The sequence below is a fragment of the Streptomyces hiroshimensis genome (assembly GCF_014650335.1).
In the GTDB taxonomy this organism is placed as follows: Bacteria; Actinomycetota; Actinomycetes; order Streptomycetales; family Streptomycetaceae; genus Streptomyces; species Streptomyces hiroshimensis.
Genome location: NZ_BMUT01000002.1, coordinates 752,582 through 769,107, shown reverse-complemented (window position 1 = coordinate 769,107; position 16,526 = coordinate 752,582). Strand labels below are relative to the sequence as shown.

The window sequence follows — 16,526 nt, the reverse complement described above, 5'->3', positions numbered from 1 at the left end:
CATACGAGCCGGGGCCGCGCCCTTGTGCACCGCCGGGATAATGGCGTCACCGCCCCGTCGCCGCACCGCCGCGCCCGCACCGCCCGCACCCACCCCGCACCCCCGTACCGCCCAGGGCGACCGCACCACCCGCACCACCCCGCACCATCCCGCTGAGGAGCCCCTCCCATGGCCACACCCGTCGTGCACTCGCTGCGTGAGCAGATCCGCGAGCACATCCTCGAAGGGATCGTCGGCGGGCGCTGGCAGCCGGGCGAGCGGATCGTCGAGCGGCGGATCGCCACCGAGCTCTCGGTGAGCCAGACGCCGGTGCGCGAGGCGCTGCGCGAGCTGGAGTCGCTGCGGCTGATCGAGTCCTCGCCGAACAAGGGCGTCCGGGTCCGCGAGCTGACCGCCACGGACCTCAAGGAGAGCTATCCCGTCCGGGCGGGCCTGGAGCAGGTGGCCGCGGAGCTGGCCGCGCCCGCGCTGGCCGAGGACGTCTCGGCGCTGGAGCCCGAGGTGGCCGCCCTGTACGAGGCGGACCGGGTGGGCGACGGCGAGGCGCAGGTGCGGCACACGGTCGCCTTCCACCGGGAGATCGTGAAGGCGGCGGGCAACGCCGTCCTGCTGCACACCTGGGAGTCGCTGGGCATCGAGGTGTGGACGACGCTGTCGATCCGCTGGCTCAGCCCGGAGCCGCGTACGCACGCGGAGGAGCACGCCGAGATCGTGGCCGCGTTCCGGCGGCGCGACCCGGCGATCGGGGAGCTGCTGAAGGCCCATGTGCTGAGCTGCGCGCCGAGAATCTGAGGCCCGGGGTCCGGGGATCCGGGTCTCCGTTGCGGAGGTCTGCGTCTCTGTTGGGTCTCAAGAATTCTGTTGGGCCTCAAGGATTGATCGATCATCGATCAGGGGCGTACAGTCTCGTTCGAGCCGTCCCGTGCCGCCCTGTCCTGTGTCGCGGTACGGCTCAGAAGTGACGACAGGAGCCCGTGCGTCTTCCTGCCCTGGCTGCGCACCGGCTCCTGTCGCCACTCCCCCTTACCCTTTGGCCATGCGCGCCGCACGGCTGATCAAACTGGTCCTGCTGCTCCAGTCCCGGGCGTCCATGACGGGCACCGAGCTGGCCCGGCAGCTGGAAGTCTCCGAGCGCACCGTCGCCAGGGACGTCCTCGCGCTGTCCGAAGCAGGCGTCCCCGTCTACGCCGACCGCGGCCGCGCGGGCGGCTACCGCCTCGTCGGCGGCTACCGCACCCGCCTGACCGGCCTCGGGCGCACCGAGGCGGAGGCGCTGTTCCTCTCCGGGGTGCCCTCCGCGCTGCGCGAGATGGGCCTGGCCGATGCGGCCTCGGCCGCCCGCCTCAAGGTCTCCGCCGCCCTCCTGCCCGAGCTCCGCGACGCCTCCGCGTCCGCGGCCCAGCGCTTCCACCTCGACGCACCCGGCTGGTGGCGCGAGGGCGACCCGCCGCCCCTGCTGCCCGCCGTCGCGGACGCCGTCTGGGACGACCGCCTCATCACGGCGCGCTACCGGCGGCGGGACACCGAGACCGAGCGCGAGCTGGAACCGTACGGACTGATCCTCAAAGGAGGCGTCTGGTACGTCGCGGCCCGCTCCGGCGGGCGGTTCCGCGTCTACCGGGTCGACCGCTTCACGGCCGTGGCCGCGGGGACGGACCGCTTCGTACGGGAGGAGACGTTCGACCTGCCGGCCTTCTGGGAGGAGCGGGCGGCGGAGTTCGCCCGCTCGATCCTGCGCGACCGGGTACAGCTGCGCCTCTGCCCGGACGGCGCCCGGCGGTTGCCGCACGTGACGGACCGCGCGGCCGCCGCCGAGGCCCTGGCGGCAGCCCCGGCCCCCGACAGTCTCGGCCGCGTCACCGTCACGCTGGCCGTGGAGTCCCTGGACGTGGCCTACGAGCAGTTGCTGGCGCTCGGCCCCGAGGCGGAGGTCCTGGGCCCGCCCGAGCTGCGCGAGCGCTTCGCGGAGGCGGCGGCCCGGGCGGCGGCCCTGTACGGCTGAACCGCCCGGGCACTTCAAGCGCCCCGCTCCACCGTCAGCGGTAGTCCGCCTCCTTCGGCTCCTCCCCCGCCTCCAAGGCGGTGATGTACCCCCACGCGTCCGGCTGCGTGCCGTCGGTGTCGGTGAAGCCGTAGACGCGGGCCAGCTGTCCGCTGGACAGCGACTGCCCGTTCCACCGCGCCACGCCGGAGTCGGCGGCGAGCGCGGCCACGGCGCGCCCGACGTAGGCGGGGCTCTCCGAGATGCAGAAGTGCGGGTCCTCCGGCAGGGCGTCGCGCCAGGTCTCCTCGGTCACCTTCTTGTACGTGTCCAGCATCGCCTCCGACCGCAGGTACCCCGGCGTGAGGCAGACGGCGGTGCAGCCGAGGTCCCGGAGCTCCTCGGCGAGTCCCGCGGCCATGCGCAGCGGCGCGTACTTGGCGAGGTCGAAGGCGAAGTGGCCGCGGTACTTCGCGTTGTACCCGGCCGTCCCGTCGGTCACCTCGACCACCAGCCCGCCGGGCCGCCGCGTCAGCAGCGGCAGGGCGAAGCGGCTGGTGATCAGGTGGGAGTCGATGCCGAGCCGCAGGATGCGCAGGTCCGCGTCCAGGTCGTGCTCCCACATCTTCCTGCTGAAGGCCTCGGGGAAGCCGACGAGGTGGTCGCCTCCCCACAGGCCGTTGACGAGCACGTCCAGCCGCCCGTGGTCGCGGTCGATGCGCCGTACGAGCGCCTCGACCTGCGCCGGCTCCAAGTGGTCGGTGGGGACGGCGATCCCCGTGCCGCCCGCCGCGGTCACCAGTTCGGCCGTCTCCTCGACGGTCTCCGGCCGCCCCACCTCGCTGCGGTGCTCGCGCGTGGTGCGCCCGGTCACGTAGACGACCGCGCCGGCCCTGCCGAGTTCGACCGCCATCGCGCGGCTCGCGCCGCGGGTCGCCCCCGCCACGAGCGCGACCTTGCCGGCGAGCGGCCGGTCGTCCTGCGTATGTGCCTGCGTGCTCATGTCCTCAGGTCCCCTCTTCTCGGTGCGCCCGTGACCCTTCCACCGAAACAAGACACCCTCTGTCCTGTTTCCCACGTCACACCGCGCCCGGTGACACGCTCCGGTAACGAGACGGCCGCATCCGCCCCGCTCCGCGTGCGGGGGCCCGTGCTTGGCCCGATGCTGGTGGCGTGGACGAGACGGAGTTCTGGGAACTGATCGACACCACGCGCGAAGCCGCCGAGGGCGACGCCGAGGACCAGGCGGATCTGCTGGTCGAACGGCTGCTGCAGCTCGACCCCGAGCGCGTGCTGGACTTCGCCCGGCACTTCGAGTCCCGCTACAACCGCTCGTACACCTGGGAGCTGTGGGGCGCGGCGGCCATCCTGCTGAGCGGCGCGAGCGACGACGTCTTCGACTACTTCCGGTGCTGGCTGATCGGCCAGGGCCGGGAGGTCTTCGAAGGGGCGATGCACGACCCCGACAACCTCGCCGAACTGCTCGACGACTTCGACGACGAGGTCGACGGGGACGGCGAGGACCTCGGCTACGCGGCCGACGAGGCGTACGAGCAGCTCACCGGGAGCGAGACCCCGGACCTGGGGCTGGCCGACCCGCCGTCGGAGCCGCTCGGCGCGGTGATCGACCTGGAGGACGAGGCGGCGCTCGCCGAGCGGTTCCCGCTCCTCTGGGACCGCTTCGGGGAGTGAGACCCGCTCAGGGAGTCGGGGAGTAAAGGAGCCGGGGAGTCAGAGAGTAAAGAAGTCGGGGAGCCGGGGAGTCAGGGAGTCAGGGAGCGTCCCATCATCACGTCGTCGACGTAGGCGCCCTCCAGCAGGAACTCCCCCGGCAGCACGCCCTCCACGACGAAGCCCTCCGAGGCGTACAGGCTCCGGGCGGGCGCGTTGTGCCCGAGCACCCGCAGCGTGAGCCGTACCGCCCCCTGGCGGCGGGCCTCCTCGGCCGCCGCGCGCAGCAGCGCCCGGGCGATGCCGTGCCCGCGGAAGTCGTCGTCCACCGCCAGCCCCTGGATCTGGCGCACATGGGCGTTGCAGGCGAGCGGCGTGGGCGCCACCAGGCGTATGTATCCCGCGAGCCGGCCGCCCACCTCGGCCACCAGGATCTGCTCGGGCCGGTTGCGCTCGGTGAAGAACGGCTCGTACGGAGGCTCGGGCCGCGGCTGCACCGCGTGCAGGGGCGACCACGTGCGCCGGTCCAGCTCGGCGAGGGCTGTGCCGTCGGCCTCGGTGGCCGTACGGATGATCGGATTCACCATGGGGACACTGTGCCAGGCGCGCCTCGTGACCCCTCTGCCATTTTTTCGGGACCCGGGGGCAGGATGAGGCGTATGCGGATCGCGATCACCGGTTCCACCGGGCTCATCGGCACGGCGCTCGTGCGCTCCCTGCGGGCGGACGGCCACGAGGTGGTACGCCTCGTGCGGCGCGAACCCCGCGCGCGGGGCGAGGTCTCCTGGGACCCCTTGCGGCAGACCGTCGACGTCTCCGGGCTCGCCGGCTGTACGGGCGTGGTGCACCTGGCGGGCGCGGGCGTCGGCGACCACCGCTGGACGGCGGCCTACAAGAAGGAGATCCGGGACAGCCGCGTCCTCGGGACCGCCGCGATCGCCGAGGCCGTCGCCTCCCTCGACACCCCGCCGCGCGTGCTGATCAGCGGCAGCGCGATCGGGATCTACGGCGACACCGGCGACCGGCTCGCCGACGAGGACACCCCGCCCGGGCACGGCTTCCTCGCCGGCGTCTGCCAGGAGTGGGAGGAGGCGGCCGGGGCCGCTGTAGAGGCGGGCGTACGGACGGTCTTCGCGCGCACCGGGCTGGTCGTGGCCCGGGAGGGCGGGGCGTGGGCGAAGCTCTTCCCGCTCTTCCGGGCGGGCCTCGGGGGGCGGCTCGGCAACGGGCGGCAGTACTGGAGCTTCATCGCCCTGCAGGACCACGTCGCCGCGCTCCGCCACCTCCTGGAGGCCGGCGAGCTGGCCGGGCCCGTCAATCTGACCGCCCCCCATCCGGTCACCAACCGTCAGGTGACCGAGGTGATGGGGCGCGTGCTGCACCGCCCGGCGCTGCTCCCCGCGCCCGCCCCCGCGCTCCGGCTGGCCCTCGGTGAGATGGCCACGGACGTGCTGGGCAGTCAGCGGGTCGTACCCCGGCGGCTGCTGGACTCCGGCTTCTCCTTCGCCTGCCCGGACGTCGAGAGCGCCGTACGGGCGGCGCTGACGGACACACGCTGACCCCGGACCGCGCACCCGTCCGCCGACCGTGCTACCCGCCGTGCGACCGTGCCCTGTCCGTGCGCGACTGTTATTGACCGAATTTCTCTCTACGGTCAAGGCAAATCGCGCATCGCCTCTGCCCGTTGAGGGCATCAGGGCACCGAGCGAGCGGACCGAACCCGGGAGGGCACGTGCTCAGCAGCGCACGCGACACCGCTATCGACGCCGACGTCGTCATCGTGGGAGCCGGCCTCGCCGGACTCTCGGCGGCGCACCGGCTCACGGCCGCAGGGGTTACGGTCGCCGTCCTGGAGGCCGCCCCCCACGTCGGCGGGCGGATGGCCACCGACCGCGCCGACGGCTTCCGGCTGGACCGCACGGCCCAGTTGCTCAACACCTCCTTCCCGGAGCTGCTCCGCACCCCCGGCCTCGACGCGCTGGTCCTGAAGCCGTTCACGCCGGGGGTCCTCGTCCACGCCGACGGACGCAACCAGCGCACGGCCGAACCCCGCACGGCCAAGCGCGCGTTCACCACGGCACGCGCCCTGGCCACCGCGGCGCGCGCGTCCCGGGCCGGCGGCCTCGACCAGGCCCGGCTGGGCACCGCGCTGGGCCGCCTCGCCGCCCTGCCCGCCCACCGCGTCCTCGCCCGGCCCGACCGGCCCACCGCCGAGACGCTCGCCGGCCGCGGCCTGCCCGCCCGCACCGTCGAGGTCTTCCTGCGGCCCCTGCTGGCGTCCCTGCTGTGCGATCCGGACCTGACGACCTCCAGCCGCTGCGCCGACCTCGTCCTGCGGGGCTACGCGCGGGGCCGCCTCTGTCTGCCGGCCGGCGGGGCCGACACCGTACCGGCGCTGCTGGCGGACCTGCTCCCGCCCGGCACGGTGCGCACCGGCGTGCACGCCAAGGCCGCCTGCACCACCTCCGTGACCACCGCCGAGCACGGCGTGCTGCGGTGCCGCTCGGTCGTCGTGGCCACCGGGGCGCGCGCCGCCGCCGAACTCATCCCCGGCCTGCGGCTGCCCGGCTTCCACCCGGTGACCGTGCTCCACCACACCGCCGACGAACCGCCGCTGCGCGAGGCCTCGCTCATCATCGCCGCGGGCCGGCACGGGCCCGTCGCCCACACGATGGTGGCCAGCGAGGTGGACCCCTCGCGGGCGCCCGCCGGGCGGCCCCTGATCACCTCGACGGTGCTGGGCGCGGCCGCGGGCCTGCCGCTCGCCGAGCTCGACCGGGCCGCGCGCGCCCAGCTCGCCCGCGTCTACGGCGCCCCTGCCGCCGGCTGGCGGCTCCTCGCGGCCCACCACGACCCGGAAGCGGTTCCGGCCATGCCGGCGCCCCACGACGGCCGCCGCCCGGTACGGCTGCTGTCGGGCCTGTACGTCTGCGGCGACCACCGCGACACCAGCACGGTCCAGGGCGCCCTGTTCTCGGGCCGCAGGGCGGCCCTGGCAGTCCTACGAGACCTGGGCATCCGGGCCCCCCAGGACGCGGAAGAACTGCAGGCGGCGTAGCCGCGCGGCCTCCGGCCGGGTTCCCTCTGCACGGCTTGCACGGCACCGCCGGACCGCCCGGTGGGGGGTGACTTACCGCGGCGGCGGGAGTTCTTGCCTGCGGCAGGCAAGAACCCGGAGCCCAAGAGGCCGAGCCTCTTGAGTCCGCCGCAGCGGCGCTCAGCCCCCACCGGGGATCCCGGCGGTGCCGAACAGGCCTCAGGCTCAGCCGCACGCCCGGGAATGCCCCCACCGCCGCCCGCGAGGGCTACAGCGCCGCCACCTTCTCCCGGTACGCCCGGACCGCCGCCGCATCCCGGTACGGCTCCAGCCGCCGTTCGAAGTCGCGGATGTACTCCAGCGCCCGCACCGACCGCATCTCGGCCGCCGCCTGCGCCGCCTCCGCGCCCAGCTGGCACGCCTGCTCCAGCTCGCCCAGGCCCAGCCGCGCCGTGGCCAGGACCACGCGGCAGAAGAGCCTGCTGCGGGCGTACGCCTGGCTACGGAGCTGCAGGGAGCGCTCGGCGTGCTGCGCCGCGGCCCGGTACTGCTGCAGATCGCGGTGGCAGTGCCCGAACTCGTCCGCCAGCTGAGCCTCGTCGAAGAAGCGGGCCCAGTACGGCACGTCGTCCCCCGGCCGGGAGGACTCCAGCGCCCGCTCCGCCCGCGCCAGCGACGCCGAGCAGGCCCGTACCTCGCCGAGGACGCCGTGCCCGCGCGCCTCCACCGCGTGCAGCAGCGACTGCACCACGGAGGGGGCGCTGGACCCGATGCCCTGCTGGGCGACTCTGGCCAGCTGCACCGCCTCCCGGCCGTGGCCGAGGTAGACCGCCTGTCGGCTCATGGTGACCAGCACATAGCTGCCGTAGGAGCGGTCCCCGGCGGCCTGGGCGAGCCGCAGCGCCTGGACGAAGTACCGCTGCGCCAGGCCGTGCGCGGCGATGTCGTACGACGTCCACCCGGCGAGCCGGGTGAGGTCGGCGACGGCGGCGAAGAGCCGCCGCCCCGTGGCCTCCCCGTACGTGCCGCGCAGCATCGGCTCGGCCTCGTGCTCCAGGTAGCGCACGAGGGCCTGGCGGGCGTGCCCGCCGCCGTAGGCGTGGTCGAGCGTGCGGAAGAGCTCGCCGACCGAGCGCAGCGCGGCGATGTCGCCCATCGAGACCCGGCCGCCGGGGCCGCGCTCGATGTGCCGCTGGCGGGGCGGGTGGCCGCGCCCCTGGGCGGGCACCCGCCCGCCCTCGGAGGCGGGGGCGCCGCGGGCCACCCGCTCGTCGGCCCGGCCGATCAGCCAGTCCCGGCTGGGCACCACCAGCCCGGCCGGGGTGAAGGCGATCTTCCGGAGCTCGGTGTGGCTGCCGGAGTCCTTGCGCCAGAGCCCGCTGACGATGTCGATGGCCTCCTCCGGGGAGGCGGCGAATTCGAGCCCGGCGTACACCGGGGCGCAGGCGTCCAGGCCCAGGTCCTGCGCGGACAGCCGCCGCCCGAGCCGCCGGGTGAAGACCTCGGCGATCAGCGCCGGAGTGGTGCCCCGGGGCTGCTGGCCGCGCAGCCAGCGGGTGACGGACGTCTTGTCGTAACGCAGGTCGAGGCCGTGCTCAAGCCCTAACTGATCGACTCGCCGAGCCAGCCCTGCGTTGGAGAAGCCCGCCTCCGCGATCAATGCGGCGAGCTGACGGTTGGGGATGCGCTGCGGGGGTCGTTCCGTCATCAGCCTGCCGGTCTCCCTGATCTCGTTCTGGAACGGCGCGAACTTAGCGGTCCCCAACGCCCTGATCGCTCCCTTCGCCCCGCATTCATCCGATCGTGTGAGGACAGATCAAATACACCCGGAGGGCGCCCCGGACCCCACTCGCCCCCGGCCCGCGGTGCGCCGCCCGCCTGCGGCGATGCCGGCGGGCCGCCGTACAGTGGCAAGGACGCCCGGCACAGCCGGAGACCACCGGTAACAGCCGGATCGGTCAGAGCAGAGTCGAAGAGGAGCTGAGGAGCCGCCGTGAATGAGCTGCGCTTCGTCCACCTGGGCTTCGGGGCGGACGCCGTCGAGTATCAGGAGGCTTGGCAGGAGCAGCGCCGGGTCCACGCCGCCCGGTTCGCGGACGAGGTCCCGGACACCTGCCTGCTGCTGGAGCACCCGGCGGTCTACACCGCGGGACGGCGCACGGAGGACAGCGAGCGCCCCCTGGACGGCACCCCCGTCGTCGACGTCGACCGCGGCGGGAAGATCACCTGGCACGGCCCGGGTCAGCTCGTCGGCTACCCCATCCTCAAGCTGCCGCGCCCGGTGGACGTGATCGCCCATGTCCGCCGGCTGGAGGAGGCGCTCATCCGCGCCTGCGCCGAGCTGGGCGTCGCGACCACGCGCGTCGAGGGCCGCAGCGGCGTGTGGGTGCTGGGCGACCCCGTCGAGGAGCGCCCCGCGGTCGGCGGCCTGTCCCTGGACTTCGACCCGCGGCTGACGGACGAGGAGTTCGACCCCCGGCTGAACGGCCCGGAGTACGCCCCGTCCAACGCCGGCCAGCGCCGCGAGGACCGCAAGCTGGCCGCGATCGGCATCCGGATCGCCAAGGGCGTCACGATGCACGGCTTCGCGCTGAACTGTGATCCTGACAACACCTGGTTCGACCGGATCGTGCCCTGCGGCATCCGGGACGCGGGCGTGACCTCGCTCTCGAACGAGCTGGGCCGGCGGGTCCCGGTGAGAGAGGTCCTGCCCGTGGTGGAGAAGCACCTGCGGGAGATCCTGGAGACGGCGGAGCCGCTTCCGCGGGCCGTGGAGAGCGCGGCGGGCTAGCCGCGCCGGTGACGGCCGGTGGGGGGAATGCGTCCCGGGTTCCATGAGTTGCCCTGGGCATACGAGTAAGAGCGTAGGAAATATCGGGCGTACCCTGGTGTCCGCCGAAGAATCGAAGCCATAGGGAGCCGGACGTGTCGGCAGTCGCACCCGACGGACGCAAGATGCTGCGCTTGGAGGTCCGCAACGCCCAGACCCCCATCGAGCGCAAGCCCGAGTGGATCAAGACCCGGGCGAAGATGGGCCCCGAGTACACCGAGCTGCAGGGCCTGGTGAAGCGCGAGGGTCTGCACACCGTCTGCCAGGAGGCGGGCTGCCCCAACATCTACGAGTGCTGGGAAGACCGCGAGGCGACGTTCCTCATCGGCGGCGACCAGTGCACCCGGCGCTGTGACTTCTGCCAGATCGACACCGGCAAGCCCCAGGCCCTGGACCGGGACGAGCCGCGCCGCGTCGGCGAGTCCGTCGTCACGATGGACCTGAACTACGCCACGATCACCGGCGTCGCCCGCGACGACCTGGCCGACGGCGGCGCCTGGCTGTACGCCGAGACCGTGCGCCAGATCCATGAGCAGACGGCCGGCCGCGAGGGCGGCCGCACCAAGGTCGAGCTGCTCGCGCCGGACTTCAACGCGGTCCCCGAGCTGCTGGAAGAGGTCTTCGCCTCGCGCCCCGAGGTCTTCGCGCACAACGTCGAGACCGTCCCCCGGATCTTCCGGCGCATCCGCCCCGGCTTCCGCTACGAGCGCTCGCTGGAGGTCATCACCAAGGCCCGCGAGGCCGGGCTGGTGACCAAGTCCAACCTGATCCTGGGCATGGGCGAGGAGCGCGCCGAGGTCAGCGAGGCCCTGCGCGACCTGCACGAGGCGGGCTGCGAGCTCATCACCATCACCCAGTACCTGCGGCCGTCGCCGCGGCACCACCCGGTGGAGCGCTGGGTGAAGCCGCAGGAGTTCGTCGAGCTGAAGGAGGAGGCGGAGGAGATCGGCTACGCCGGTGTCATGTCCGGCCCCCTGGTCCGTTCGTCGTACCGGGCCGGCCGCCTCTACCAGCAGGCGATGGAGCGGCGCGCGGCGGCGCCCTCAGCCCAGGCGGTCTGACCTGCATCGACGCCTCTCGGCACGGCAGTGGACGCGGCCCGTATCTCCCCCCGCCAGGCGGTGGGGACGATATGGGCCGCGTCAACGTTTCATAGGTGTTTGACCAAGAGGTCATCCGTTGGTAACACCGTTCGGTGACGATGGGGGTACGCACAGCAGTTCCCACTGCGTACGCGAGCCCGTACATTTTTCGCCCCCGCTCCCCGTCCTCGCACCCTCCGCCCTCTCCATCGGTACGCACCGCCAGCCCCCCGCTGCCCACTGGTTCACTTCCGCTCCCGAGGGGACAACGACATGCAGGCCGCGCCCGCCCACGCAGCGATGGCGACAGCCACCCGCGCCGCTTCCGCCCTGCCCGCGACGCTCTCCGTCCGGCCCCCGTCCGTCACCGGGGCCCTGCGGGCCCTGGAGGGGCTGCTGATGCGCAGCGGCCAGCGCACCGCCCGGCGCAACGCCTGGACCGCGGTGCTGGAGGACCGCCGCCGGGCCAAGGACCGGCGCGAGGCACAGCACGTGCTGGAGGCCGTGGCGGCCCCCGGTCCGCAGGCGACGTAAACTTCGCCTTATGGCGAGGAAGGCAACACCTGAGAAGCAGGCTGAGAAGCAGGGGCGACTGCAGCAGATCGTCCTGTCCTACAAGCTGACGCGAGAGGCCGACCCTAAGGTCGGTCTGGTCGTCGCCGGCGTGGGCATCGTGACCCTTGGTGTCCTGCTCGCCGTGGGCTTCGCGATCGGCCACCCGGTCTACCTGGGCATTCTCGGCGTCCTGCTGGCGTTCCTCGCGATGGCGATCGTCTTCGGACAGCGTGCCCAGCGCGCCTACAACAGCAAGATCGAGGGCATGCCGGGCGCCGCCGCCTCCATCCTGGAGCAGCAGATGGGCCGGCAGTGGACGACCACGCCCGCCGTCGCCTTCAACCGCGACGAGGACATGGTCCACCGCGCCGTCGGCAAGGCCGGCATCGTCCTCATCGGCGAGGGCAACCCCGGGCGGGTCAAGGGCCTGCTGGCGGCCGAGAAGCGCAAGATGGCGCGCATCGTGACGGACGTCCCCGTGCACGACTTCATCATCGGCAACGGCGAGGGCCAGCTGCCGCTGAAGAAGCTGCGCACGACGCTGGCCAAGCTGCCGCGCGTGGTCCCCGGCGACAAGGTCACGGCGACCACCGACCGGCTGCGGGCCATGGGCGACCCCATGAAGAACATGCCGATCCCGAAGGGTCCGATGCCCAAGGGCATGCGGATGCCGAAGGGCCGCTGAGGCACCGACGGGAGCAGACGCGTACGAAGAGGGCGGGGCGGATCCTTCGAAGGATCCGCCCCGCCCTCTTCGTACGTCTGCGTGCTTCCTACGCCTGCGGGCTAGATCCGCACCTGCACGGCGCGGGAGAGGCGGTCGTGGAGGCCGCGGGTGTCGCGGTCCCAGATGACGGCCGGGATGACGAGGACGAGGAGTACGCTGCGGAGCAGGACGCGGGGCAGCGAGAGGCGTCCGCCGCCCTCGCCGATGACGCGCAGCCCGAGGAGGCGCTTGCCGGGGGTGCAGCCGACCGTACCGACAGTGACGACACTGAGTACGAAGAAGATCAGCAGAGCCCAGTTCCCCGCCCGCTGGGGCTCGCCGTCCGCGAGGAGGGCGTAGGCGATGAGCATGCACAGCGCCCAGTCGATGAAAACGGCGCCGAAGCGCCGTCCGAGCGGGGCGATGGAGCCGGGACCCTCCGCCGGGAGCCCGAGGCGCTCGCCCCGGTGCCCGAAGTCGACGCCCATCTCCTCGGCGGCCGCGCGCGGGCCGGAGAGCCATGAGCCGATTGCTTGCCTGTTGTCCACCCGTCCACGGTACTGCGCCCGCATTCGTTCCCTTCGGCCCGGGGTCGCACCGTGTTTCACGGCACGTCCCGGCCGCATCCCGGTTAACCTCGGCGAAACAAATGGGTCATGCCCGGGAAATCCCGTCTCTCTAGGGTCGGCCCCAGCGCGCACCACTGCATGGGAACTGCATCTGCGGAGCCTGCACGAATCCGCACAGGGACCGCGCCACCGAAACAACCCCGGCCGCTCGCGGACGGGCTAGGAGGAGTTGGATGTTCCAGAACGGCGACGACGCCAAGAAGTTCATCGCGGACGAGGACGTCAAGTTCGTCGACGTCCGGTTCTGCGACCTGCCCGGCGTGATGCAGCACTTCACGATCCCGGCTGCGGCGTTCGACCCGGCCGAGGAGCTGGCCTTCGACGGCTCCTCGATCCGCGGTTTCCAGGCCATCCACGAGTCCGACATGGCGCTGCGCGCGGACCTGTCGACGGCCCGTCTCGACCCCTTCCGCCGGGACAAGACGCTCAACATCAACTTCTTTATCCACGACCCGATCACGGGCGAGCAGTACAGCCGTGACCCGCGCAACATCGCGAAGAAGGCCGAGGCCTACCTCGCCTCCACCGGCATCGCGGACACCGCGTACTTCGGCCCGGAGGCGGAGTTCTACGTCTTCGACAGCGTGCGCTTCAACACCGCGGCGAACGAGTCCTTCTACCACATCGACTCCGAGGCCGGCGCCTGGAACACCGGTGCGGTCGAGGACAACCGCGGTTACAAGGTCCGCTACAAGGGCGGTTACTTCCCGGCCCCGCCGGTCGACCACTTCGCCGACCTGCGCGCCGAGATCTCCCTGGAGCTGGACAAGGCCGGCCTGCAGGTCGAGCGCCAGCACCACGAGGTCGGCACCGCCGGCCAGGCGGAGATCAACTACAAGTTCAACACCCTGCTCGCCGCCGCCGACGACCTGATGCTCTTCAAGTACATCGTGAAGAACGTCGCCTGGCGCAACGGCAAGACCGCCACCTTCATGCCGAAGCCGATCTTCGGCGACAACGGCTCGGGCATGCACGTCCACCAGTCCCTGTGGAGCAACGGCGACCCGCTCTTCTACGACGAGCAGGGCTACGCGGGCCTCTCGGACACCGCCCGCTACTACATCGGCGGCATCCTCAAGCACGCCCCGTCGCTGCTGGCCTTCACCAACCCGACGGTGAACTCCTACCACCGCCTGGTCCCCGGCTTCGAGGCCCCGGTCAACCTGGTCTACTCCCAGCGCAACCGCTCCGCCGCGATGCGCATCCCGATCACGGGCTCCAACCCGAAGGCCAAGCGCGTCGAGTTCCGCGCCCCGGACCCGTCCTCGAACCCCTACCTCGCCTTCTCGGCCCTCCTCCTGGCCGGCCTCGACGGCGTCAAGAACAAGATCGAGCCCGCCGAGCCGATCGACAAGGACCTCTACGAGCTCGCCCCCGACGAGCACGCGAACGTCCCCCAGGTCCCGACCTCCCTGCCGGCCGTCCTCGACGCCCTGGAGCAGGACAACGAGTACCTCCAGGCCGGCGGCGTCTTCACCTCCGACCTGATCGAGACCTGGATCGACTACAAGCGCACCAACGAGATCGCCCCGATCCAGCTGCGCCCGCACCCGCACGAGTTCGAGATGTACTTCGACATCTAAAGGGCGGGGTCGGGTGACCTTGACTGGAGGTCCGGAAACTTGATGTGACCTGCGGAAACACTCTCCAGTGTTTCTCATTGGTACCGTTCGATTTCCAGGCTGTTGTGCACCGGGTGTGCACCGGTCCGGCAGTTCCCTGGCTGTGCATCAGAGCTATCGGTGGGGGCTGCTTCCCTGGTACCAGGGAAGCAGCCCCCACCGTTTTGAAGACGTCCGCGATGGACTCACAGTCATGTCGCGTTTGCCATTTGCCACCCGAGCCCGGAGACGACAACGGCGGCCACGTCCCCAGCGGGACGCCATCACAACGGCAACCGGTGGGCCATGCGCTTCATCGCCCGCGCCTCCGCCATCACTGGCTGGTGGGAGACCAGTCACACGGTCTCAGACCGCAGGCCAGTTCACGCCCCGCCCCGGTAGCATCCCGGCGGGGCGACTTCATTCGGCAAAGGGGGACGGTGGATCTTTCCGGCAGGCTCACCAAGGCCAAAGATCTGCTGCTAGCTGGAGAAGACGAATCGGAGGTGCCCGATGTCATCGGGTACCAGGACGTCCGGCACCAGTGGGAACGCGGCTACCGTGAGACGCTGGAGCAGGCCATTGCAGACGGCGCATGCGGCCCAGACAGCACCAACATCATCGACTTCCCCAAGACAGACCTGACTGTGCGCCCCTTGGCTCGTTTCTCCACACGAGACCGGCTTATCTACGACGCTCTTGTCTTCACGGTCGCCGATGAGATCGACCGCCAGCTTCACCCCGGCGTCTCCAGTTACCGATGGAACCGCTTCAGGGGCGAGCCCATCCGATGGTGGTCCAACTGGACGTCCTACCGGGCAAAGTCGCTACAGGCCATCCGCTCCGACACTTCGCTCAGGGTCGCCTACCTCGACATCGCGGCCTTCTACGAGCACATCGACGTGGCCATCCTCGGAGACGATCTAGAAGCCCTCGGCGGCGACCAACGAGCTGCCGGTCACATCACCAACTTCCTCAGCCGGTTTCAGACCATCAATCATGCTTGGGGCCTGCCTCAAGGACCGGACGCCTCCGGCATACTTGCCAATCTCTACCTCACTCCTGTCGATTCCTACCTGGCCCGGAAAAGTGCCCGGTTCCTGCGCTACTCCGACGACATCAAGGTTTTCCACCCCGACTGGAGCGAGCTGCGCGATCTCTTCCTCGGCGTGAACAGTCAACTGCGCTCCAGAAGACTCTCTATCTCCTCCAGTAAGACCGTCATCCTCGACCCCCAGGACGCCCGGGAACGCGAAACCGATATCCGGCATGACTCCCTGGCTGGCGCCATCAGGTATGGCCGTCCGCGCGCTCGGGAGGATCTCGTGAACTACTTCGAGAGGATCGCCAAAGAGGGAGCGTTCAACGGTAACCAGGTTCGTTTCGTCCTCGGGCAGCTCAGCAGGATCAGAGATGATCGCGCGGTCGGCTGGTGCCTGGATAATCTCACCCGCCTCCCCCACGCCATCACTCATGTGTTCAAGTACCTCAACGCGGCCCAGAGTAGAACCCCCGAGGTAAAGAGCGCCTTGGTCCACTTTCTGCACTCCACCCAAAGCGCCGCCCACCCGTTGATCGAGCAGCGCGTCCTGCGCTACTTCATCGCCATGGGCATCAAGGACGAACGAGTGAAAGAAGCAGCGTGGAACATTCTCGAAGACCGTAACCGGGTCGACTACGCTCGCGAGTTCGCCGCCCGCTACATCGGAGAGAACGCGTCCATTGCCGAGGCTCAGATGCTCCGCCACCGCTTCGAGGGGGAAACTAACACTGCCGTCCGACGCGCCGTACTCGTCGCGCTGTACGAGGCGGGCTACCTCACCACCCGCTATCGCAACGAGATCAGAGCCTCCGTCCCTGGTATGGAATGGCTCTGTAACTTCCTTGCCACTACCCCTCGCATAAGCCGACCCCGGATTGGACCCTATGCCTACTTCTGACACGCAGTTCGAGAGCACTAAGACCGAGCTGAAGCGCATCCAGAGCAATTGCCTTTACACCGCTCAAGGCTACTTCGAAGCGGCCAAGAGCGCCGCGATGTGGGGGCGACTGATGGTGTTCATCCCCGCCTGCGCGACCGCCATATGTAGCCTCCTGGTCGCGGTCAAGGTCGGCCCCGAAGTGTTCTTCAGCGGGCTCGGTGCCGTCGCCGGAGCCATCGCTGCCACCGCGGCCTTCTTGGGCTCCCCAAAGACGGCTGCTGACCACCTCGCGTCCGCCCGCGCCTACACCGCGCTTAAGCACCGCGCGGACACTGAGATCAGCCTCATGAACGAGGCATCCGACCCGGCGGCCCTCGAAGCCCGAACCCGAGAGCTGAGCGCCGAATACGTACGCATCACCTCCACCGACACCCCAATGGCGAACAAGTTCTACGAGAAGGCCCGCCAGCGGATACAACGGGGCTCGGCCGAGTAACACGCCAAGCCTCTGT

At 71.0% G+C, this 16,526-nt stretch carries 16 protein-coding genes; 12 read left to right on the top strand and 4 right to left on the bottom strand.

What is annotated here, in order from left to right:
* Nucleotides 1-168: 168 nt before the first annotated feature.
* Nucleotides 169-792: a GntR family transcriptional regulator gene (locus IE241_RS08810; protein ID WP_190021035.1), complete on the top strand. Its 624-nt coding sequence runs from the start codon at nt 169-171 to the stop codon at nt 790-792.
* 244 nt (nt 793-1,036) lie between these two features.
* The gene (locus tag IE241_RS08805; protein WP_190021034.1) at nt 1,037-2,002 is read left to right on the top strand and encodes a helix-turn-helix transcriptional regulator; all 966 of its coding nucleotides are present in this window, start codon (nt 1,037-1,039) and stop codon (nt 2,000-2,002) included.
* Between the two features lie 34 nt (nt 2,003-2,036).
* Here the strand turns inward: IE241_RS08805 and IE241_RS08800 are convergent, their stop codons facing one another.
* Nucleotides 2,037-2,984 carry an SDR family oxidoreductase gene (locus IE241_RS08800; protein ID WP_190021033.1) on the bottom strand — a complete coding sequence of 316 codons (948 nt, stop codon included), beginning with the start codon at nt 2,982-2,984 and terminating at the stop codon, nt 2,037-2,039.
* A gap of 170 nt (nt 2,985-3,154) precedes the next feature.
* On the opposite strand from IE241_RS08800, the gene IE241_RS08795 reads away from it, so the two are divergent.
* Complete coding sequence (locus IE241_RS08795; RefSeq protein WP_190021032.1) at nt 3,155-3,673, top strand: DUF4240 domain-containing protein; 519 nt, start codon at nt 3,155-3,157, stop codon at nt 3,671-3,673.
* 71 nt (nt 3,674-3,744) lie between these two features.
* Here the strand turns inward: IE241_RS08795 and IE241_RS08790 are convergent, their stop codons facing one another.
* Nucleotides 3,745-4,239: a GNAT family N-acetyltransferase gene (locus IE241_RS08790; RefSeq protein ID WP_190021031.1), complete on the bottom strand. Its 495-nt coding sequence runs from the start codon at nt 4,237-4,239 to the stop codon at nt 3,745-3,747.
* 63 nt (nt 4,240-4,302) lie between these two features.
* On the opposite strand from IE241_RS08790, the gene IE241_RS08785 reads away from it, so the two are divergent.
* The gene (locus IE241_RS08785; protein WP_190021030.1) at nt 4,303-5,211 is read left to right on the top strand and encodes a TIGR01777 family oxidoreductase; all 909 of its coding nucleotides are present in this window, start codon (nt 4,303-4,305) and stop codon (nt 5,209-5,211) included.
* A 173-nt stretch (nt 5,212-5,384) separates the two neighbouring features.
* The gene (locus IE241_RS08780) at nt 5,385-6,710 is read left to right on the top strand and encodes an NAD(P)/FAD-dependent oxidoreductase (RefSeq protein WP_190021029.1); all 1,326 of its coding nucleotides are present in this window, start codon (nt 5,385-5,387) and stop codon (nt 6,708-6,710) included.
* Nucleotides 6,711-6,957: 247 nt separating this feature from the next.
* On the opposite strand, the gene IE241_RS08775 is transcribed toward IE241_RS08780, so the two are convergent.
* Entirely contained in the window at nt 6,958-8,397 is a 1,440-nt protein-coding gene (locus IE241_RS08775; protein WP_190021028.1) for an NsdA family TPR-like regulatory protein, read from the bottom strand.
* A gap of 285 nt (nt 8,398-8,682) precedes the next feature.
* Here IE241_RS08775 and lipB point away from each other — a divergent pair, with 285 nt between their 5' ends.
* From lipB to IE241_RS08755, 4 genes are all read left to right on the top strand, one after another.
* Nucleotides 8,683-9,480: a lipoyl(octanoyl) transferase LipB gene (lipB, locus tag IE241_RS08770; protein ID WP_190021027.1), complete on the top strand. Its 798-nt coding sequence runs from the start codon at nt 8,683-8,685 to the stop codon at nt 9,478-9,480.
* A 134-nt stretch (nt 9,481-9,614) separates the two neighbouring features.
* On the top strand, nt 9,615-10,580 hold the full coding sequence (gene lipA, locus IE241_RS08765) for a lipoyl synthase (RefSeq protein ID WP_190021026.1): 966 nt from the start codon (nt 9,615-9,617) through the stop codon (nt 10,578-10,580).
* 294 nt (nt 10,581-10,874) lie between these two features.
* Complete coding sequence (locus IE241_RS08760; RefSeq protein WP_373300615.1) at nt 10,875-11,135, top strand: SCO2195 family GlnR-regulated protein; 261 nt, start codon at nt 10,875-10,877, stop codon at nt 11,133-11,135.
* A 10-nt stretch (nt 11,136-11,145) separates the two neighbouring features.
* A complete protein-coding gene (locus IE241_RS08755; RefSeq protein WP_190021025.1) occupies nt 11,146-11,841 on the top strand; it encodes a DUF4191 domain-containing protein in 696 nt (231 codons plus the stop codon).
* 101 nt (nt 11,842-11,942) lie between these two features.
* Here IE241_RS08755 and IE241_RS08750 read toward each other — a convergent pair whose 3' ends face one another.
* Nucleotides 11,943-12,410: an RDD family protein gene (locus tag IE241_RS08750; protein WP_190021024.1), complete on the bottom strand. Its 468-nt coding sequence runs from the start codon at nt 12,408-12,410 to the stop codon at nt 11,943-11,945.
* A 254-nt stretch (nt 12,411-12,664) separates the two neighbouring features.
* Here IE241_RS08750 and glnA point away from each other — a divergent pair, with 254 nt between their 5' ends.
* The 3 genes from glnA to IE241_RS08735 all read left to right on the top strand — a co-directional run bounded on the left by glnA (nt 12,665) and on the right by IE241_RS08735 (nt 16,510).
* On the top strand, nt 12,665-14,074 hold the full coding sequence (glnA, locus tag IE241_RS08745; protein WP_190021023.1) for a type I glutamate--ammonia ligase: 1,410 nt from the start codon (nt 12,665-12,667) through the stop codon (nt 14,072-14,074).
* Nucleotides 14,075-14,532: 458 nt separating this feature from the next.
* The gene (locus IE241_RS08740; RefSeq protein ID WP_190021022.1) at nt 14,533-16,032 is read left to right on the top strand and encodes an RNA-directed DNA polymerase; all 1,500 of its coding nucleotides are present in this window, start codon (nt 14,533-14,535) and stop codon (nt 16,030-16,032) included.
* A complete protein-coding gene (locus IE241_RS08735; protein WP_190021021.1) occupies nt 16,019-16,510 on the top strand; it encodes an SLATT domain-containing protein in 492 nt (163 codons plus the stop codon). Before IE241_RS08740 ends, IE241_RS08735 begins: the two co-directional genes overlap by 14 nt.
* Nucleotides 16,511-16,526: the final 16 nt, after the last annotated feature.

Excerpts from the sequence above, each read along its gene's own strand:
- IE241_RS08810 (WP_190021035.1), top strand. The coding sequence starts at position 169 with ATGGCCACACCCGTCGTGCACTCGCTGCGTGAGCAGATCCGCGAGCAC.
- IE241_RS08805 (WP_190021034.1), top strand. The coding sequence starts at position 1,037 with ATGCGCGCCGCACGGCTGATCAAACTGGTCCTGCTGCTCCAGTCCCGG.
- IE241_RS08800 (WP_190021033.1), bottom strand. The coding sequence starts at position 2,984 with ATGAGCACGCAGGCACATACGCAGGACGACCGGCCGCTCGCCGGCAAG.
- IE241_RS08790 (WP_190021031.1), bottom strand. The coding sequence starts at position 4,239 with ATGGTGAATCCGATCATCCGTACGGCCACCGAGGCCGACGGCACAGCC.
- IE241_RS08785 (WP_190021030.1), top strand. The coding sequence starts at position 4,303 with ATGAGGCGTATGCGGATCGCGATCACCGGTTCCACCGGGCTCATCGGC.
- IE241_RS08775 (WP_190021028.1), bottom strand. The coding sequence starts at position 8,397 with ATGACGGAACGACCCCCGCAGCGCATCCCCAACCGTCAGCTCGCCGCA.
- IE241_RS08760 (WP_373300615.1), top strand. The coding sequence starts at position 10,875 with ATGCAGGCCGCGCCCGCCCACGCAGCGATGGCGACAGCCACCCGCGCC.
- IE241_RS08755 (WP_190021025.1), top strand. The coding sequence starts at position 11,146 with ATGGCGAGGAAGGCAACACCTGAGAAGCAGGCTGAGAAGCAGGGGCGA.
- glnA (WP_190021023.1), top strand. The coding sequence starts at position 12,665 with ATGTTCCAGAACGGCGACGACGCCAAGAAGTTCATCGCGGACGAGGAC.
- IE241_RS08735 (WP_190021021.1), top strand. The coding sequence starts at position 16,019 with ATGCCTACTTCTGACACGCAGTTCGAGAGCACTAAGACCGAGCTGAAG.